This window comes from Aliiruegeria haliotis, assembly GCF_003003255.1.
Lineage (GTDB): Bacteria > Pseudomonadota > Alphaproteobacteria > Rhodobacterales > Rhodobacteraceae > Tropicimonas > Tropicimonas haliotis.
Genome location: NZ_PVTD01000004.1, coordinates 225,002 through 243,376, shown reverse-complemented (window position 1 = coordinate 243,376; position 18,375 = coordinate 225,002). Strand labels below are relative to the sequence as shown.

Here is an 18,375-nt window from a genome sequence, read left to right as displayed (position 1 = left end):
CTGCCGGGCCCGCTGACTTTCGGGCCACCCACGAGGATTATTCCAGAAAGAAGGGCCAGAACAGATGATGGCACCGGCGAGCGAAGCGGAACTGGCGGATCTGGTGGCGGCTGCGAGCGGCCCCCTTGTTGTGCGCGGCGGCGGAACCCGCCCGATCGGTCGTCCGGAGACAGGCGAAGCCCTGTCGGTGTCCGCAATGACCGGCGTGACGCTCTATGAACCCGGCGCGCTGACGATCGTCGCGCAGGCGGGCACACCGCTCGCGGAGGTCGAAGCCGCGTTGGCGGGCGAGGGGCAGCGATTGCCCTTTGAACCGATGGATCATCGGCAACTGATGGGCACAGAGGGCGAGCCGACGATTGGTGGCGTTGTCGCTGCCAATGTCTCCGGCCCGCGGCGCATTCAGGCCGGTGCCTGCCGGGACAGCCTGATCGGTGTGCGTTTCGTCGATGGGACGGGGACCGTGTTGAAAAACGGTGGCCGGGTGATGAAGAACGTCACCGGATATGATCTGGTCAAGTTGATGGCGGGTTCGTTCGGTACGCTTGGCATCCTGAGCGAAGTCAGCTTCAAGGTTCTGCCGGCATCGGAAACCGAAGCAACGCTCGTCCTGCACGGGCTTTCGGTTCCCGCCGCAGTCGAGGCGATGTCGGCGGGTCTCGGCTCACCTTTCGAGGTGAGCGGAGCCGCCCATCTGCCCGGCCCGCCCGCGCGCACGTTGCTGCGCGTCGAAGGGTTCGACGCCTCGGTGCGCTATCGGACGGGGCAGTTGACGACACTTCTGGGCCGGTTCGGCGAAGTCGAGCACCTTGCGGATGTCGATGCCTCCCGGGCCTTGTGGCGCAGCGTTCGGGACGTCGAGCCGTTGGTCGGCAAACCCGGCGATCTCTGGCGTATCTCGGTGGCGCCGTCGGACGGTCCGCGTGTTGTTGAACGGATGACGGGGGCCCAGGCTGTTCTGGATTGGGGCGGCGGCCTCGTGTGGGTTTGCGTGTCGCCGGGAACCGATGTCAGGGGGGCGATGGCCGGGATACCGGGTCATGCAACACTTGTCCGTCCCGCGGTGGGCACGTACGGTGACACTCCCGTCTTTCACCCTGAGCCCGGACCTCTCGCCGCGATCTCTGCCGGTCTGCGCGACAGGTTCGATCCGCGCGGAATCCTGAACCGGGGGCTGATGGGATGATATCGATTTTGCAAGGATGTGGCCGGCTGGCGCGTGGTTTCGCGTGCGGTCAAGGCTGCACACCGGATGAGAACACACGGCCGCGCCGCGGGCGCAAGGTGGGAAGCTAGCATGCAGACGAACTTCACCGAGGAGCAGCTTGAGGATCCGGGCATCCAGCGGGCCAACGAGATCCTGCGCGCCTGTGTGCATTGCGGGTTCTGCACGGCGACCTGCCCGTCCTACCAGGTTCTGGGCGATGAACTCGACAGCCCGCGCGGCCGCATCTACCTGATCAAGGACATGCTGGAGAACAACCGCCCCGCCGACGAGAAAACCGTCCGGCACATCGATCAGTGCCTCAGTTGCCTCGCCTGCATGTCCACATGCCCGTCGGGCGTCCACTACATGCACCTGATCGATCACGCACGGGTGCATGTCGAGGAGACCTACAAGCGGCCGATTATGGACCGCATGCTGCGATGGGTTCTGGCCCGGATCCTGCCCTATCCGATGCGGTTCCGGTGGGCGCTGATCGGTGCAAAGCTAGGGCGACCGTTCCGGCGACTGGTGCCGGATGCCCGGTTGCGCGCGATGCTGGAGATGGCGCCGAAGGAGATCCCGCCCGTGAGTCGCAACGATGATCCGCAGGTCTTTGCGCCCCGGGCCGAACGGCGCAAGCGGGTGGCACTCATGACCGGTTGTGCACAGCGGGCGCTCAACACAGACATCAATGACGCGACGATCCGCCTGCTGCGGCGCCTCGGCTGCGAAGTGGTCATCGCCGACGGGCAAGGGTGTTGCGGTGCAGTCACCCACCATATGGGCAAGTCCTCCGAAGCGCATGCAACCGCCGCCCGCAACATCAAGGCCTGGTGGGCAGAGATGCAGGGCGAGGGACTTGATGCAATCGTCATCAACACCTCGGGCTGCGGCACGACCGTGAAGGACTACGGTTTCATGTTCCGAAACGAACCTCTGGCCAAAGAGGCCGCGGCGGTCAGTGCCATCGCGAAAGACATCTCCGAGGTGCTCGTGGATCTTGGCGTTGAAGCGTCGCCACCGGCGGACCTCACCGTGGCCTACCATGCGGCCTGTTCGTTGCAGCATGGTCAACAGATCAAGACATACCCCAAGACCCTTCTGAAAGGTGCCGGTTTCAAGGTTGTCGAACCCGCGGACTCGCATCTGTGCTGCGGTTCCGCGGGAACCTACAACCTGATGCAGCCGGAGATCAGCCAGGAGCTGAAGGAGCGGAAGGTCCGGACGCTGGAAGCCAGGGCACCCGATGTGATCGCAGCGGGCAATATCGGATGCATGATGCAGATCGGCTCGGGAACCGGGGTGCCGGTGGTGCACACGGTTGAATTGCTCGATTGGGCGACAGGCGGGCCGAGGCCGCGCGCTTTGGGGTGAGGTTGGGCGTTGCGCACGGCCGGTGCGCCAGGCCGCACCTGGCACCGGCGGCGAAATCCCGCGAACGGCTGCCTGCCTGGCGCCTGTTCGGGCCGCGCGATAGGGTAACAGGGACGGCCCTGCCGCCACATTCTCGCCCGATCCGGCCGTTAAGACTTTGCCAACGTTTTGGAGGTCGGATGTTTCGGTTCGGATTGTTGGTTGTGCTGGCCCTCGGGGCCATGGGCCTCACGAGTGAGCGCTTGCGTGCAGAGGGCCTCGCATCCACGCGATTACAGGAGCTGGAGACCGGCGACGAAACCCGCGGGTGGGAAGGCGTCGGACGGCTCGACATGGGCCGCGGCAGTTTCTGCACCGGCGCCCTGATCGAGCCGACGCTGGTCCTGACGGCTGCGCATTGCCTGTTCGATTCGCATACCGGCGAACCGGTCCCGATCGACAGGATCGAGTTTCTTGCCGGGTGGCGAAATGGCCGGGCGGAAGCCTATCGCGGGGTGCGCCGCGCCGTACATCATCCCGAGTTTTCGGTTAGCGAGGACCGGCAGATCGCCCGGGTCGCGGTGGATGTCGCCCTGGTGGAACTTGACCGGCCGATCCGAAGCGCCCGGATCCGCCCCTTCGAAACCGGGCGTGGGCTTCGCAAGGGCGAAGAGGTGGGAATCGTTTCCTATGCGGAGGACCGGGCCGAGGCTCCGTCGCTGCAACGGACCTGTCACGTGCTGGAACGGTTCGGTGGCGTTGCCATGCTCTCCTGTTCCGTCGATTTCGGGTCGTCGGGCTCGCCGATCTTCTCGCTTGAGGGCGATGCGCCCCGCATTGTTTCGGTCGTATCCTCGAAGGCCGAGGCACGCGGTGAGCCTGTCGCGCTGGCCGGGGAGCTTCGCGAATCCATCGAGACCCTGCGCGCAGAACTGGTGACCCGCCCAAGGGGCGTGCTGAACGGCGGTTCCGCCCTGAGCAATGGCCAGGAGCCAGCACGAACCGGTGCCAAGTTCCTGCGTCCATGACCTTGCCCCGACATATCGTGGCGGCCGCGCTGGCCTTGGTGGTCATGGGGTTTGGCATTGGCCCCGCCGTCGCGGACACCGATCTCAAGCGCCTGACGTTGCGCCATCAAGCGCTGGGGTGGGAGGCCGTGGGGCGTCTGGATCTCGCTGATCGCGGGTTCTGCACCGGCGTATTGATTGCGACCGACCTCGTTCTGACCGCAGCGCACTGCCTTCTGGACCGGGAAGACAAGCGCATTGATCCGCGACAGGTCGTCTTCCGGGCCGGCCTGCGTGACGGCAAGGCCATTGCAGAACGGAATGGCGTGCGGGCGGTCCTGCATCCCACCTATGCCCCGCAAGATGCGAACTGGCTGCGGCAACTGCGTTCGGACGTCGCGCTGATCGTGCTCGACGCGCCGATCCCGGCAGCGACTGCAGCGCCCTTCAGGGCCAGCGGCGGGGTGCGTCCGGGCGGGCAGGTGAGCCTGGTGTCCTACGCCCGGGGTCGCGACCGGGCGTTGAGCTGGCAAAGGGCCTGCACGGTCACTGCGATGGGGCAGCGTGTGATGCGGTTTTCCTGCGATGCCGACCATGGATCCTCTGGAGCGCCAGTTTTCGACCTTTCCGGTGGTCGGCCACGCATTGTCTCCCTCGTATCTCGCGGAACGCGCGACGGTGGGGAGATTCAGGTGTTCGGAGCGGAGATCGAGCGCCCCATGGCAGAGGTCCGCGATGCGCTGCGCAGTGGCGAGGGCGTCTGGCCAAAACAAGCCTTCACGGCCAAGCGGCTGCAACCGGGCGTGCCTGACACCGGCGGTGCCGCGAAAGAGCGAAAAGACATTGGTGCCCGCTTCGTCCGGCCATAGCGGGGACCTCGCGTGACGGACAGACCGCACAGCCAGCGCAGGCTCGATATCTGCTCAGGGTGTTGACTATAATCGGGTTTCCGGATTCTCGGGGTGACCCCTTGAAACCGCCCGGCGCTATTCCCAATTCATCAATGTGCCGACGCCGCCGAGCGGGTCGGGACAAACCGAAACGGCGCCCGTCCGGATGGAGGGCGCATAACTGACATCGCTCAAGAGAGGATGACTCCATGCGTACGCTTGATTTTGCACCCCTGTATCGTGCCACTGTTGGCTTCGACCGCGTTGCTGACCTGATGGACCGGGTCATGGCCGCCGATGCGCCGCAGCCGACCTATCCCCCCTACAACATTGAAAAAACCGATGAAGATGCCTACCGCATCTCGATTGCCGTTGCCGGGTTCACAGAGTCCGAGCTGAGCGTCGAGGTCAAGGAAGGCGCGTTGATTGTGTCTGCCAAGAAGGCCGAGGACGACAAGGAGCGCACCTACCTGCATCGCGGCATCGCCACCCGGGCCTTCGAGCGCCGGTTCCAGCTTGCCGACCACGTTCGTGTCTCCGGTGCCAGCCACATCGACGGGATGCTCCATATCGACCTCGTGCGTGAGGTGCCCGAAGCACTGAAGCCGCGCCGGATCGAGATCGGCGGCAGCAAGGCCATCGAGGGCAAGACTGTCGAAGCCTGATCGCGTCTTATCCGATCTGGGGCGCGCCACCGCAGGGGTGGCGCGCCCTTTTTTTGATGCATTCCCCGAAGGGCTCTGGCCAGTGCGAAAAGCCGTTCACCGCGAGGCCATTCGCTTGCCCAGCTTGTAGGTGAATCGCACGAGTGCGTCTTCAGTGGTAGGACAAAGGACCTGTTCTCAGTGGCGGTCCGAGGCTGCCACGTCCGCGGTTTGGGTAGGGAACGCGGAGAATCCGAAAGGGAGCGCTCTCCGCGATCGCGCCGTGGTGGGTATGCAATCGCTCCGAAACGGCGACGATCATGCGGTTTGGTGAGCCACTCGACACCGGCCCAGAGACCGCGTGTGATACGGGGTCGTGCGCCGGCAAGGCCAGTATCTCGACCGCTTCATACAGATGGTCGAGAAGCCCCGGTCGCGGGGCATCTCGTTAAGAATCGCGTCTCTACCGAGCGTGCAACGACTTGATGTTTGCGAACTCCAGCTTGCGGCGCTCATGGGTCATGTTCGCGTCGATGAACTCCAGAACCAGCGGCCGGATGTTGTTCCGCCAGGACTTGCCCGCGAAGATGCCGTAGTGCCCGGCACCAGGTTCGACATGGCTGGCCTTCCTGGACGGATCGAGTCCCGTCAGCAAGTCGAGCGCCGCAACGCATTGACCGGGCGCGGAAATGTCGTCCTTTGCCCCTTCGACCGTCTTGACGGCCACGTCCGTGATCGCACCGATATGCACCCGTTTCCCGTTCACCTCGAAGACGTCTCTGGCGATTTCGCGGTTTTTGAAAACACGCTCGACGGTGGACATGTAGAACTCGGCCGTCATGTCCATAACGGCGAGATACTCGTCGTAGAAACGGTTGTGGCGATCGTGCTCGTGAGCCTCGCCACGTGCGGATCGAACGATCTGGTCATAGAACGCGGTGGCGTGGGTCTCCGAGTTCATCGCCATGAAGGAGGCAAGCTGCTGCAAGCCGGGATAGACCATCCGGCCGGCGCCCGCATATTTGAATCCCACACGTTGCAGAACGTGCTGTTCCAACTGGCCCATGGTCACGGTGCGTCCGAAATCCGTCACCTCCGTCGGGGCGGCACCCGGATCGATGGGTCCGCCGATCAGCGTCAGGGAGTTTGGCTGTGCCTGAGGGTCCTCCTCCGCGAGATATGCCGTCGCGGCCAGCGTCAGCGGTGCCGGTTGACAGACCGCGATGACATGGGTGTCCGGCCCGAGGTGCTTCATGAACTCCACGAGGTAGAGCACATAATCCTCGACATCGAACTTGCCGGCCGAGACCGGGATGTCGCGCGCATTGTGCCAGTCGGTCGTGTAGACCTCGCAATCGGGCAGAAGGGAGATGACCGTGCTGCGCAGCAGCGTTGCGTAGTGACCCGACATCGGCGCAACCAGAAGCACCTTGCGGGGCCGTTCGGGGCGCCCCTGCACCTCGAAGTGAATCAGGTCGCCAAAGGGCTTCTCGATTTCGACGATCACATCGACGAGGTGATCGCGGCCATCTTCCGCCACCACCGAGTTGATATTCCAGTCCGGTTTCGTGACCATTCTCTGGAAACTGCGCTCCGTGACTTCGCCCCAGGCGGCTGCCATCGCAACCATCGGGTTCATCGACAAGCCGAATACCGGGTACGAATAGGCGGCCTTGGCCGTGGAGCCGAGCCACTCATTGGTGACCCTGATCGACTCCATCATGTCATAGGTTGCCATGTATTTCATGCGTCACTCTCTTTCCTGTGGTGGCGCGCCCCGATGCGGACCGGAACAAAAGGTCGCTTTGCCGGAACAATCCTGCGAAGATATTGATCGCGACGAAACTAGTGTAAAAGGGCCTTCCATGACAACCGATCATGAGACCGGCACGCCGGATCAGGACACGCTCACTGCGAATCTGGCCAAGATCGAGTCGCTTTCGCAGCGACTTGTGGCAGCTCTGACGCAGCAACGCCAGATCGATCCATCGCTTCAGGGCCCCGGTCAGGACCTCTACATGAAGGCCGCCTCGGCCTACATGACCGAGATGATGAAGAACCCTGCCAAGGTGTTCGAGCACCAGGTGGACTACTGGGGAAAGACCCTCAAACACTACATCGAGGCCCAACAGCAGATCACCACGGGCAAGCTTCAGGCCCCGGAGGACACAACGCCGCAGGATCGCCGTTTCGCGGGCGAGCTTTGGCAGTCGCATCCCTATTTCAACTACATCAAGCAGCAGTACATGCTGACAAGCGAGGCGATCCACACCGCAGTGGCCGAGCTCGACTACCTTGAGCCGAAGGACAAGCAGCGGCTGGAGTACTTCACGTCCCAGATCGTCGACATGATGAGCCCGGCAAACTACCTCGGCACAAATCCCGATGCCCTGCAAAAGGCCGTGGAAACCGAGGGGCAGTCGCTGGTGGACGGGTTGGAGAACCTCGTGCGTGACCTTGAGGCCAATGACGGCGACCTCGTCGTGACCCTTGCAGACAAGGACGCTTTCAACGTCGGTGAGAACATCGGTGCCTCCGAAGGGCAGGTCGTATACCGCAATCGCATGTACGAGTTGATCCAGTACACGCCAACGACCGAAACGGTGCATCGTACCCCGCTGCTGATCTTCCCGCCCTGGATCAACAAGTTCTACATTCTCGACCTGAAGCCGAAGAACTCCCTGATCAAGTGGATCGTCGATCAGGGCTACACTGTCTTCGTCGTTTCCTGGGTAAACCCGGACCCCTCCTATGCCGATGTCGGCATGGATACGTATATCGAGGAAGGATATCTCTCCGCGATCAAGGAGGTGAAGGCCATCAGTGGAGAGGAAAAGATCAACGCCATCGGCTACTGCATCGCTGGCACCACGCTTTCCCTGACCCTCTCCCTGATGAAGAAGCGCGGCGACAAGTCGATTCGCTCGGCGACGTTCTTCACCACGCTGACGGACTTCTCCGACCAGGGTGAAGTCGGGGTGTTCCTGCAGGACGATTTCGTTGACGGGATCGAGGAAGAGGTCACGAAATCCGGCGTGCTGGACAGCTTCTACATGTCCCGGACCTTCTCCTTCCTGCGGGCAAACGACCTGATCTATGCCCCCGCGATCCGCAGCTACATGCTGGGCGAGGCGCCACCGGCCTTCGACCTGTTGTACTGGAATGGCGACGGTACCAACCTTCCGGCGCGGATGTCCGTCGAGTATCTGCGTGGGCTCTGCCAGAATGACCAGTTTGCCGGGGGCGAGGGTTTCACCTTGTGTGGCGAGACGCTGTCGATCAAGGATGTGGACGTTCCGCTCTGCGCCATCGCCTGCGAGACCGACCACATCGCCGCCTGGAAGAGCTCCTATCGCGGCGTGCAGAAAATGGGGTCGAAGCAGAAGACCTTCATCCTGTCGGAATCCGGGCATATCGCGGGTATCGTCAACCCGCCCTCCAAGAAGAAGTACGGTCACTACACCAACGATGGCATGAGCCTGTCACCGGAAGAGTGGCAGGAGACAGGCGAGTTCCACCAAGGCTCGTGGTGGCCGCGTTGGGAGGCCTGGCTCAAGCGTCGTTCAGGCGCGCAGGTTCCTGCCCGCCAGCCCGGCGATTCGGATCACCCGCCATTGGCGCCCGCGCCTGGCACCTACGTAAAGGCGGAAAAATCGGTCTGATTCCCGCAGCTTGAGAGAGAGTTTCTGCACTGCAGCGAAAAATAGTTGAAATGCTGCGGTGCAGCACGTATATCTTGGTCATCGAATGACACGGCGCCCGGTTGGCCGGGTAGCACTCTCAAGGAGCAATACCATGACCAAGACCGACGACATGACCAAGATGATGCAGGAAATGATGGCTGCTTTCCCCGTGGACGCAACCTCCGTTCAGGACGCTTTCAAGAACTCCGCCGCTCTTGGCGAGAAGATGTCCAAAGTTGCCCTCGAGGCCGCCGAGAAGTCCACCGAGATCTCCTCCAAGTGGACCAAGGAAACGCTCACCAAGCTGGGTGAAGTCACCAAGCTGAAGGAAGAGCCGGCTGACTACCAGAAAGCCATGACCGACTATGCTTCCTCCCAGGCCGAAATGGTTGCCGAAACCATGGCTGCCTTCGCCGAGGTCGCCAAGAAGGTCCAGATGGAAACCGTCGAGCTGATGCTGGCCGCCGGCAAGGACTTCTCCGAAGACGCTTCCGCCGTCGTCAAGAAGGCCACCGCCGACGCGACCGCCGCTGCCAAGAAAGCCACCGCTGCCAAGTAATCGCGGTGAGAGGTTCGGCACGGGTGTCCTCCTCCCTGACCCGTGTGGACCTAAGGGTGGGCTGAAAAGCCCGCCCTTTCCTTTTTTCTGCACCTCGTCTAGGGTTTGCTGCACCGCAAAAGGGAGGGAATTGCGTGGCCGACGATACACCGCTTCTGATCAAGCGCTACGCCAGCCGGCGGCTCTACAACACCGAGACCAGCGACTATGTCACGCTGGAGGACATCGCGGGTTTCATCCGCGAGGGACGCGAGGTCCAGATCGTGGACCTGAAGTCCGGTGACGACCTGACCCGCCAGTATCTTCTTCAGATCATTGCCGAGCACGAGAGCAAGGGCGAGAGTGTCTTGCCGATCAACGTGCTGACCGATCTGGTTCGCAGCTACACCACATCCGCCAATTCTGTCGTGCCGCAGTTCCTGGCCATGTCTTTCGAGATGCTCCGTGACGGGCAGTCGAAGATGATGGAGAACATGGGCAAGATGAACCCGATGTCGACAATGCCCGGGTTTGACGCCATGCAGGCGCAGCAAAAGGCCTTCCTGAACGCCATGACCGGCGGAATGGGCACCTGGCCGCCGAGCCCGGGCGAGGAAGGCAGTGCAGGCGGCGGTGGCGAGGATCTGGATGAGATCAAGAACCAGTTGGCCGATCTTCAGGCCAAGCTGGCGCGGATGGGCAAGTAAGGTCCAGCCGCACATGCGTGGCGGTGGCTGTTTCGCATCGGGGATGGGATGACGGAGAATGCCGGCCGCGTGACGCTCTGGGGCATCGAGGTTTTTCTCGCGGTTGCCGAGGACGGCAGCGTCTCTGCTGCCGCGCGGCGACTGGAAGCCAGCCCCTCCGCTGTCAGCACCCAACTCAGCAATCTGGAAGCCGCCCTTGGCGTCACGCTGATCGATCGCAGCAGGCGGCCAGCGCAGTTGACCCCTGCCGGTGGCATATTCCGGACGCGTGCACAAAGGATCTGGAGCGAGGCCATGCAGGCGCGTGCGGAGCTCTCGGCCGGCGACCTGAAGAACCTCACCGAACTACGTCTCGGAATGATCGAGGATTTCGATGCGGACGTCACGCCGCGTCTGCTCTCGGGGATGGCCGAGGAGCTCCGAACCTGTCGCTTCCTGCTGGAAACCGGCGCCAGCCACAGGTTGATGGACCTGCTTGAAACCCGCGCCCTTGATGTCGTTGTCTGCGCCGATCTGGGAGAGACCGCATCCTGGATGGAGGTTCATCCACTTCTGGAGGAACCTTTCATTGCCGCGGTGCCGGTCGGCCTCGACCTGGGCGACGACCCGCTTGCCACTCTGCGATCGGTTCCTTTCGTGCAGTACACTCAGCGGCACCTGATGGGGCGTCAGATCTCCGGCCACCTGGAACGACAGGGGGTTCGGTTCGAGCGTCGCTTCGAACTCGACAGCTATCACGCGATCATGGCGATGGTGGCCTCTGGCGCAGGCTGGACGATCCTCACGCCGCTTGGCTACCTGCGCGCGTTGCGATTCCGGCACCGGGCGAAGGTGGCCCCGCTGCCGATGGCACCGCTCAGCCGTCGCATCCAGCTTTCTGCGCGCAAGGAGGACTTGCAGGGTATGGCCGGCACGCTCGTCGAGCGGTTGAAGCCTCTCCTGCAAGAGATGATCGTGGAGGAGGCCACGACGACCATGCCGTGGCTCGCGGGTGATTTGCGCGTGCTCTGAGACTCAGGTCCCGAAAGCGCGGTCGTCGCCCATGACTTGTTCGGCTGCACTGGTGAGTGCCGCGACGATGAAATCCAGATCGGGTCTCGTCAGTCGCGCGGGTAGCCGGGCATCGCAGGCCCGCATCAGCATTTTACGGGTCCTGGGAAGCTCCGGCACGCCGCCCTCGATGAACTGCCAGTTCCAGAACGCGCGGGCATTGTCTGTGCTCATGCCAAAGACCTGCACCGTCACGCCGGCCGCTGCGGCGGCTGCGGCAAAGGCCGAAACCTCGTCGTCCGACATGTCCAGCAGGTTGAACTGGATCGAATCGGGTGCGCGAAGTTCCTGCGCCAACGGCGGCGGGACGTGCAGCCAAGGCGAGGCATTCAGTCTTTCGGCCACGTAGTCGTGGTTGGAGCGTCCGTCTGCCACACGCCGCGCGATCTCGCCCAGTTGCGGGCGGATGACAGCGGCGGAGAGGTTCTGCATCCGCAGATTGTAGAGCGGCAGCTTGTTCTGCCACGTCGCGAAGGACTCTGCGAGCACGTCGTGCTTCTTCCAGTTGTGCTCGTAGGCGCCGGACATGATGACTGCCCGGGCCACGAGGTCCGGATCGTCGGTAATCATGATCCCGCCCTCGCCGGCATTCACCAGCTTGTAGGACTGGAACGAGAAACAGCCGATCTTGCCGATGGTGCCGATCTTGCGCCCGGACCAGACGGTGCCCAGCGAATGCGCCGCATCCTCGATCACCGGGATGTTGTGCGCGTCGGCAAGCGCCATGATCGCATCCATATCGGAGGTGTGGCCCCGCATGTGACTGATGAGGATGGCGCTGATGTCGTCGGTCAGTTTCGCTTCGAAATCTGCAAGGTCGATCCGGTAGTTCTCGCCGACCTCGACAAGCACCGGATGGCAATCGGCATGGACCACGGCCGACGGTACGGCGGCAAAGGTGAAGGCCGGGATCAGAACCCGGGCCCCGCGCGGCAGGTTCAGCGCCTTCAGCGACAGGAACAGGGCAGCGGAGCAGGAAGACACGGCAAGCGCGAAGCGGCTGCCCATTAGCTCCGCGAACTCACGCTCCAGCAATGTCACAGGCGCATCGCTGGCGGCTGTGTAGCGAAACAGATCGCCGGAACTCAGCAGCCGATCGATTTCGGCACGGGCGGCTTCCGGGATGGCTTCGGCATCATAGACATTGGGTGCCGGTGCGGTGCTCATGGTGGGTCATCCTCTCCTCACGTTCCGAAAATCAGTATGCGACTTTCGGGAATTCGGAAAGTGAAAGTTTTGCCACCCTGGCACCAACTCAGACATTGAGCAGGAGGTGTTCCCTTTCCCACGGACTGATGACTTGAAGGAACTCGTTGTATTCGGTTTCCTTTACAGCCTGGTACGTCTTGCAAAACTCCTCGCCCAGAACCTCGTGCACGGCATGCGCTTGCGCAAAAAGCGGCAGTGCTTCGCCGAAGGTCCTCGGGATGCCCGCGTCGCTGCTGTAGGCATCGCCTTCGAAAGGCGCGGCGGGGGGGTGTTTTTCCTGCATTCCGAGCCAGCCGCAGGCCAGCGAGCCCGCGATCGCGAGATAGGGGTTGCAGTCCATACCCGCGAGCCGGTTCTCCACCCGCCGCGCTTCGGGGCGGGATATCGGCACCCTCAAGCCCGTCGTGCGGTTGTCGCGCCCCCATTCCAGGTTGATCGGGGCCGCGAAGTCGGGGACGTACCGCCGGTAGGAGTTCACGTAAGGTGCGATCAGGGCGATGATCGACGGCACATACCGCTGAAGCCCGCCGATAAAATGAAGGAAGGCCTCCGTGTCTTTGCCCTCTGCGTCCGTGAAGATGTTCCGACCCGACGCTGTCTCCACCACGGAATGATGGATATGCATGGCGCTGCCGGGTTCGTTCTGGATCGGCTTGGCCATGAAAGTGGCGTGGCAATTGTGCCGAAGCGCGGCTTCCCGGATCAGACGTTTGAAAAAGAAGATCTCGTCGGCCAGCCGCACCGGATCGCCATGGCGCATGTTCAGCTCTACCTGACCGGCGCCGCCTTCCTGCATGATGCCGTCAATCTCGAAGCCCTGCGCCTCGGCAAAATCGTAGATGTCGTCGATAACCGGACCGTATTCATCGACGGCGGACATGGAATAGGCCTGCCGGGCCGCCGCGCGACGTCCTGACCGGCCCATCGGTGGTTCAACTTCCTTGGCCGGGTCGGTGTTGGGCGCGACGAGGTAGAACTCCATCTCCGGGGCCACGATCGGTGTCAGGCCTTCCGCCTCGAACATCGCGACCACGCGCTTGAGCACGTTGCGCGGGGCGGTCGGCACCGGGTTTCCCTGCTGGTCGTTGATGTCGTGGATCACCTGCAGCGTCCAGTCGGCGGTCCAGGGTGCGGCCGTTGCCGTGCTCAGGTCCGGGGTCAGGATCATGTCTGGCTCGGTGTAAGCCATGCCCGGAATCTCGGTCCAGTCACCGGTGATCGTCTGCAAGAACACAGAGTTCGGCATGTAGAAATGCGATTGTTTCGCGAACTTCGTGGCGGGCATGGCCTTGCCCCGGGCCACCCCGGCAAGATCGCCGATGATGCATTCCACCTCGTCCAGCCGGGCGCCTTCAAGGTAGGTCTGCGCCGCCTCGGGCAATTGGTCGATCAGGTCGCGGAGCATGACTATACCTCGCGTGCCCGCAGGAAGAACTCTCCGATCTTCCGTCCGGTCTCCCGGTTTGCGGTGGGCGTGTCCAGCGCGTTGCGCGCGCGGTCCAGGAGCTCATCAGTCAGGAGATGACCGCGGGTTCGCAACAGCCCGTCCAGCGCAGCCTTGCCGAACTCCGGATGCGGCTGGATCGTCAGGATCGTATCGCCGTAGGCCAGCGCAGCATTGGCGCAAAACTCGGTCGAGGCGAGTACCCTCGCGCCCTCGGGTACCTCTACGACCTGATCCTGATGCCAGGCATTGAGTGCCACCGTTTCGCCGCCGAAATCGTACTGGGTCGGGCCGACGGACCAGCCGCTGGGGAACTTGATGACCTTGCCGCCGAGCGCTTGCGCGATGATCTGGTGGCCAAAGCAGATCCCCACCATCGGTTTACGCGCCGCGTGGGCGGTGCGGATGAATTCCTCCAGCGGTGGAATCCAGTCGTGATCTTCGTAGGCCCCGTGTCGAGAGCCGCTCACCAGCCAGCCATCGGCCGCGTCGATCCCGTCAGGGAACACGCCGTCGACGACAGACCACGTCTGGAAGGTGAAACCATGGCCATCCAGAAGGGTGGCGTACATGTCCGGGTAGGTGCCGGTTTCGGGGACAAGCTCTTCGGGGAAGTGCCCGGATTGCAGAATGCCGATACGCATGAGGGGTCCGTTGGTTGTTTTCCGCGCGAAGCTACGCGTGCCGCCAGCGGGGAGCAAGTTTCATTTGATCAAATTTCAGAGGTGGCGCGGTGTCTTGCGCATTGCACCAGCAGATGCCGCCCCATTCTGGCGTCATCGCAGCCGATAGCGTGTTCAGGCTTTGGGGTTTTCAGAGTTCCGTCAAACCGAGTCGAGATAGAGCGCGAGTTGCTCGCGCCGGCTCAGTTCCTCCAGTTTGCGCATTTCCTGAAGCTTCGTGAGCACCATATTGCGCACGAGGTCCTTCGGAAAGATGCGCGACACGCAAGGATCGTTCTGGAAGCAGGTAATCGCATCGCCCCAGTTCGCGGGGATTTGCGGCAGGTCGAGATCATAGGCATTGCCCGAGATCGGCGGCACCGGGTCAACCGCATCCTCAAGTCCGTTCAAAGCCGCCCCAAGGATAGCGGCCAGCGACAGGTACGGGTTCACGTCGCCGCCGGCCACACGATGCTCGATCCGGCGTGCCTTCGGGCTTCCGCCGGGCACGCGCACTGCCGCGGTGCGGTTCTCGTAGGCCCAGCAGATACCAGTCGGTGCGTGCGCGCCGGGCACCATGCGTTCGTAGCTGTTGCCGTGCGGCGCGAATACCAGCCCGCAGCCGGGCAGGGCCTTCAGGCAGCCGGCAACGGCATGGCGCAACGCGTCGCTTCCGGCTGCCGTTCCGTCGTCGAAGATGTTCTTTCCCTCTGCATCCAGCAGCGAAAAGTGGGTGTGCATCCCGTTGCCGGAGGCCTGCGGATAGGGTTTGGCCATGAAGGAGGCCGCGAACCCGTGCTTGCGCGCAAGTCCTGTGACCAGCAGCTTGAAGAACCAGGCATCATCGGCGGCTTTCAACGGATCGTCCTGGTGCATCAGGTTAATCTCGAACTGCCCCGGCCCCGCTTCGGAAATCGCCGTGTCGGCGGGAATGTCCATGGCCTCGCAGCCATCGTAGAGCTCGGTGAAAAAGGCGTCCCAGACATCGAGAGCCTGAAGCGACAGAATCTCGGAGCCGATGCGCCGCTTTCGCGACCCCGGTGAGCGTGGAACGTGCAACTCGTCGTCGGAATCGTCGACCAGGTAGAACTCAAGCTCCGTGGCGACGACAGCGGTCAGTCCGCGTGCCTTCAACCGGCCCACAACGTTGGCGAGCGCATGGCGGGGATCTCCGGCAAATGGCGTGCCGTCCTCGTGGTAGGCGGAGATCGGTAGCATCGCTGTCGAAACCTCAAGCCAGGGCATGGCAACGAACCCCCGCTCCGTGGGCTTCATAACCCCGTCCGGGTCGCCGCTCTCGAACAACAGAGGGGAGGCCTCGATATCCTCACCCCACATGTCGAGGTTCAGTGCCGACAACGGCAGCCGGACGCCACCGCTCTCTGCCTTGGATGCAAATCGCGCCGGGATCCGTTTGCCGCGCGCCTGCCCATTCAGGTCAGGCGTGGCGACGCGGATATTGTGAATGTCGGGATTTTCGTCGAGCCAGCTCATCTGATCCATTGCGGGCGAAACCGGAACCGCTTTTTCTGTGCCTGTGGAAGGTGGCGGTTAAGTCGTCTGTTCACCATCCCGAACAGCGTGATGACAATCAGTGTCAGCACGATGAAATACCCGGCCACGAGCGGGTAGGGGACGAAGGGGTTGAAGGTCTTGTCGGCGAAGTAGCTGGCATAGTAGAGCGCGTCGCCCATCTGCTTCCACGCCGGGAAACCGGAGAAATAGACCAGTGTGGTGGCATGAAAGAGGAAGATCGCCTCGTTCGTGTAGGCTGGCCAGGCAAGGCGCAGCATAGTCGGCCAGGTGATCCGGCGGAACTTGTGCCAGCCGGACAGGCCGTAGGCGTCAGCGGCTTCCTGATCACCCTTGGGAACGGACCGGAGCGCGCCATAGAAGATCTCGGCCGAATATGCGGAGGTATTGAGGAAGAGCACGATCAGGGCGCCAAGCCAGGCCCGTGTCAGCCACTTCGTGGTGGCATTGAACTCGATCCCGAAGAGCATGAACTCGACCCCAACCTTCGGCAGCAGCACGAAGGCCTCGTAGGCGAGGAAAAACTGGATGAAGAGTGGTGAACCGCGGAAGACGAAGATGAACCACTCCGCCGGCTTGCGCAGCCATGGGTTCTGCGCGTTCTTGGCCAACGCCAACCCGGTCGCGAGGAAGAAACCGGCCGCCAGCGCCAGCACGCCGAAATAAAGGTTCCACAGCATCCCCGAGCCGATCAGCGTGACCTGCTCGCAGAGCGTGATATCAGCCTTGGGCAGCAGCCGCTCCCCCAGACCGAAGGACCGGAACGCATAGGCCTGGACAGTTTCCCAACAGCTCATGCGGCGGCCTTTCTCTGGGCTTCACCGGCCATGGTGGCCTGCCCGCGCGACAGCTTGCGGGTCAACCGGGTCAGTGCAATCTCGCTGACCCGAGTGAAGGCGAGGTAGAAGACCAGCAGGAACAGGAAGTAGTAGAGTCGCCAGTCCGGATGCGGATAGGCAAAGACCGAGGTCTTGGATCCCCCCAGCTCGCGTGCCCAGTAGACGATGTCCTGGACACCCAGCAGGAACAGCAGCGGCGTGGCCTTGATCAGGATCATCCAGAGATTCGACAGCCCGGGCAGCGCATAGATCCACATCTGCGGGACGAGAATGCGCCAGAATGTCTGGCGATTGGACATGCCGTATGCATGCGCGGTTTCCAGCTGTTCCTTGGGCACCGCGTTCATTGCGCCGTAGATCACGTTTGCGGCAAAGGCGCCGAAGACGATCGCAAAGGTGAAGATCGCAAGCGAGGCGTTGTAGATTTCGTGCCATATCTGCGGCGCGGAGCTTTGCGGCAGCTTGGCTTCCGGGCAGACAAGGAAATTCGCTCCCTGCCGGATCGGCTCTTTCCAGTCCGGGCACATCGCGTGGTGGCGCAGCCATTCGAGGCCCTGATCGAGCGCGATGACAAAGAAGAGGAAAAAGGCGATGTCGGGCACGCCGCGAACCATCGCCGTGTAGATCCGGCCCAGCCACGCCAGCGGCGGAAAATGTGACCGCGAGGCCATCGCGCCCGCAAAGCCGAACGACAGGGCCACGGGGGCGGTGATTGCAAGCAACACCAACACTGTCACGAAGCTCCAGTAGAACTTCATGTGCACGCCGTTGGTCAGGTAGCACGACAACCAGGCGAGGCCTTCGAGGGTCTTGGGATCAGCGCAATATGAGAACATCAGGGGACAGGGAGAGCGCCGGAAAGCGCTCTCCCGATGACCTTATTCGTAGGTCTGGGTATCGTCGCCAAACCACTTCTTGAGCATGGCATTCAAGGTGCCATCTTCCTTCATCGCGGTGATGGCGGCGTCGAACTTCGCTTTCAGCTCGGTGTCGCTCTCGCGCACACCCATGCCGATGCCTCCGCCAAGCGGGACCTGCTCGCCGGCCCACATCAGTTCGGCGTTTTCCTCGACACGCGGGGCGAGGAAATCGAGATCGGCGAAGACGGCGTCGGCCTCGCCGGACATCACCGCGGCCACGGTCTCGTCCCCGGTGGCAAACTCCAGAAGCGTGGCGCCGGACTCGGCGACATAGGCGGACTGGATGGTGTTCACCTGGGCAGCGACCACACCACCCATCAGATCCGCGCCCTCGTCCAGAGCGGCATAGGCCGATGCGGTCGGCGGGTAGTAGTTCTGCGTGAAATCGATGACCTCGTCACGTTCGTCGGTGATCGACATGCCGGCCATGATGGTGTCGTAGTTCCCGGAGGTGAGGTTGGGGATGATTGAATCCCAGTCGTTGGTCACCCATTCGCAGGTCAGTTCGGCGCGCTTGCAGAGCTCATTGCCCAGCTCGATCTCGAACCCGTCCGGTTTGCCGGCATCGTTGATGAAGTTGTACGGAGGGTAGGCGCCCTCGGTGCCCATGCGGACGACATCTTGGGCGAGGGCTGCGCCGGCGGTCATCGCCAGCACCGCGGTGCTCAGGATCAGCTTGTTCATGTAGT

The 18,375-nt window shown here is 62.6% G+C and carries 17 protein-coding genes; 9 read left to right on the top strand and 8 right to left on the bottom strand.

What is annotated here, in order from left to right:
• The first annotated feature begins 67 nt into the window (after positions 1-67).
• The 5 genes from CLV78_RS12470 to CLV78_RS12450 all read left to right on the top strand — a co-directional run bounded on the left by CLV78_RS12470 (position 68) and on the right by CLV78_RS12450 (position 5,122).
• Positions 68-1,186: an FAD-binding protein gene (locus CLV78_RS12470; protein ID WP_106205263.1), complete on the top strand. Its 1,119-nt coding sequence runs from the start codon at positions 68-70 to the stop codon at positions 1,184-1,186.
• A 111-nt stretch (positions 1,187-1,297) separates the two neighbouring features.
• Complete coding sequence (gene glcF / locus CLV78_RS12465; protein ID WP_106205144.1) at positions 1,298-2,581, top strand: glycolate oxidase subunit GlcF; 1,284 nt, start codon at positions 1,298-1,300, stop codon at positions 2,579-2,581.
• A gap of 179 nt (positions 2,582-2,760) precedes the next feature.
• Positions 2,761-3,588 carry a trypsin-like serine peptidase gene (locus CLV78_RS12460; protein ID WP_245925023.1) on the top strand — a complete coding sequence of 276 codons (828 nt, stop codon included), beginning with the start codon at positions 2,761-2,763 and terminating at the stop codon, positions 3,586-3,588.
• Positions 3,585-4,436 carry a trypsin-like serine peptidase gene (locus CLV78_RS12455; RefSeq protein WP_106205143.1) on the top strand — a complete coding sequence of 284 codons (852 nt, stop codon included), beginning with the start codon at positions 3,585-3,587 and terminating at the stop codon, positions 4,434-4,436. Before CLV78_RS12460 ends, CLV78_RS12455 begins: the two co-directional genes overlap by 4 nt.
• A gap of 230 nt (positions 4,437-4,666) precedes the next feature.
• Positions 4,667-5,122 carry an Hsp20 family protein gene (locus CLV78_RS12450; RefSeq protein ID WP_106205142.1) on the top strand — a complete coding sequence of 152 codons (456 nt, stop codon included), beginning with the start codon at positions 4,667-4,669 and terminating at the stop codon, positions 5,120-5,122.
• Positions 5,123-5,564: 442 nt separating this feature from the next.
• On the opposite strand, the gene phaZ is transcribed toward CLV78_RS12450, so the two are convergent.
• Positions 5,565-6,848 carry a polyhydroxyalkanoate depolymerase gene (gene phaZ / locus CLV78_RS12445; RefSeq protein WP_106205141.1) on the bottom strand — a complete coding sequence of 428 codons (1,284 nt, stop codon included), beginning with the start codon at positions 6,846-6,848 and terminating at the stop codon, positions 5,565-5,567.
• A 118-nt stretch (positions 6,849-6,966) separates the two neighbouring features.
• On the opposite strand from phaZ, the gene CLV78_RS12440 reads away from it, so the two are divergent.
• The 4 genes from CLV78_RS12440 (at position 6,967) to CLV78_RS12425 (ending at position 11,040) form a co-directional block, all read left to right on the top strand.
• Positions 6,967-8,763 carry a PHA/PHB synthase family protein gene (locus CLV78_RS12440; RefSeq protein ID WP_106205140.1) on the top strand — a complete coding sequence of 599 codons (1,797 nt, stop codon included), beginning with the start codon at positions 6,967-6,969 and terminating at the stop codon, positions 8,761-8,763.
• A gap of 133 nt (positions 8,764-8,896) precedes the next feature.
• A complete protein-coding gene (locus CLV78_RS12435) occupies positions 8,897-9,343 on the top strand; it encodes a Phasin (protein ID WP_106205139.1) in 447 nt (148 codons plus the stop codon).
• 134 nt (positions 9,344-9,477) lie between these two features.
• Positions 9,478-10,029 carry a polyhydroxyalkanoate synthesis repressor PhaR gene (gene phaR / locus CLV78_RS12430; RefSeq protein WP_106205138.1) on the top strand — a complete coding sequence of 184 codons (552 nt, stop codon included), beginning with the start codon at positions 9,478-9,480 and terminating at the stop codon, positions 10,027-10,029.
• A gap of 48 nt (positions 10,030-10,077) precedes the next feature.
• Positions 10,078-11,040 carry a LysR family transcriptional regulator gene (locus CLV78_RS12425; protein WP_106205137.1) on the top strand — a complete coding sequence of 321 codons (963 nt, stop codon included), beginning with the start codon at positions 10,078-10,080 and terminating at the stop codon, positions 11,038-11,040.
• Between the two features lie 3 nt (positions 11,041-11,043).
• Here CLV78_RS12425 and CLV78_RS12420 read toward each other — a convergent pair whose 3' ends face one another.
• The 7 genes from CLV78_RS12420 to CLV78_RS12390 form a co-directional block, all read right to left on the bottom strand.
• Positions 11,044-12,246 (bottom strand): DegT/DnrJ/EryC1/StrS family aminotransferase, encoded by a 1,203-nt coding sequence (locus CLV78_RS12420; protein WP_106205136.1) that lies wholly within the window; start codon positions 12,244-12,246, stop codon positions 11,044-11,046.
• Positions 12,247-12,334: 88 nt separating this feature from the next.
• Entirely contained in the window at positions 12,335-13,693 is a 1,359-nt protein-coding gene (locus CLV78_RS12415) for a glutamine synthetase family protein (protein WP_106205135.1), read from the bottom strand.
• 2 nt (positions 13,694-13,695) lie between these two features.
• Complete coding sequence (locus CLV78_RS12410) at positions 13,696-14,376, bottom strand: type 1 glutamine amidotransferase (protein ID WP_106205134.1); 681 nt, start codon at positions 14,374-14,376, stop codon at positions 13,696-13,698.
• 180 nt (positions 14,377-14,556) lie between these two features.
• Positions 14,557-15,888, bottom strand: coding sequence for a glutamine synthetase family protein (locus CLV78_RS12405; protein WP_106205261.1), 1,332 nt, complete (start codon positions 15,886-15,888; stop codon positions 14,557-14,559).
• Complete coding sequence (locus CLV78_RS12400) at positions 15,885-16,724, bottom strand: ABC transporter permease (RefSeq protein ID WP_106205133.1); 840 nt, start codon at positions 16,722-16,724, stop codon at positions 15,885-15,887. The genes CLV78_RS12405 and CLV78_RS12400 overlap by 4 nt, the downstream gene beginning before the upstream one ends.
• Complete coding sequence (locus CLV78_RS12395; protein ID WP_106205132.1) at positions 16,721-17,602, bottom strand: ABC transporter permease; 882 nt, start codon at positions 17,600-17,602, stop codon at positions 16,721-16,723. Before CLV78_RS12395 ends, CLV78_RS12400 begins: the two co-directional genes overlap by 4 nt.
• Before the next feature lie 42 nt (positions 17,603-17,644).
• Entirely contained in the window at positions 17,645-18,370 is a 726-nt protein-coding gene (locus CLV78_RS12390) for a transporter substrate-binding domain-containing protein (protein ID WP_106205131.1), read from the bottom strand.
• Positions 18,371-18,375: the final 5 nt, after the last annotated feature.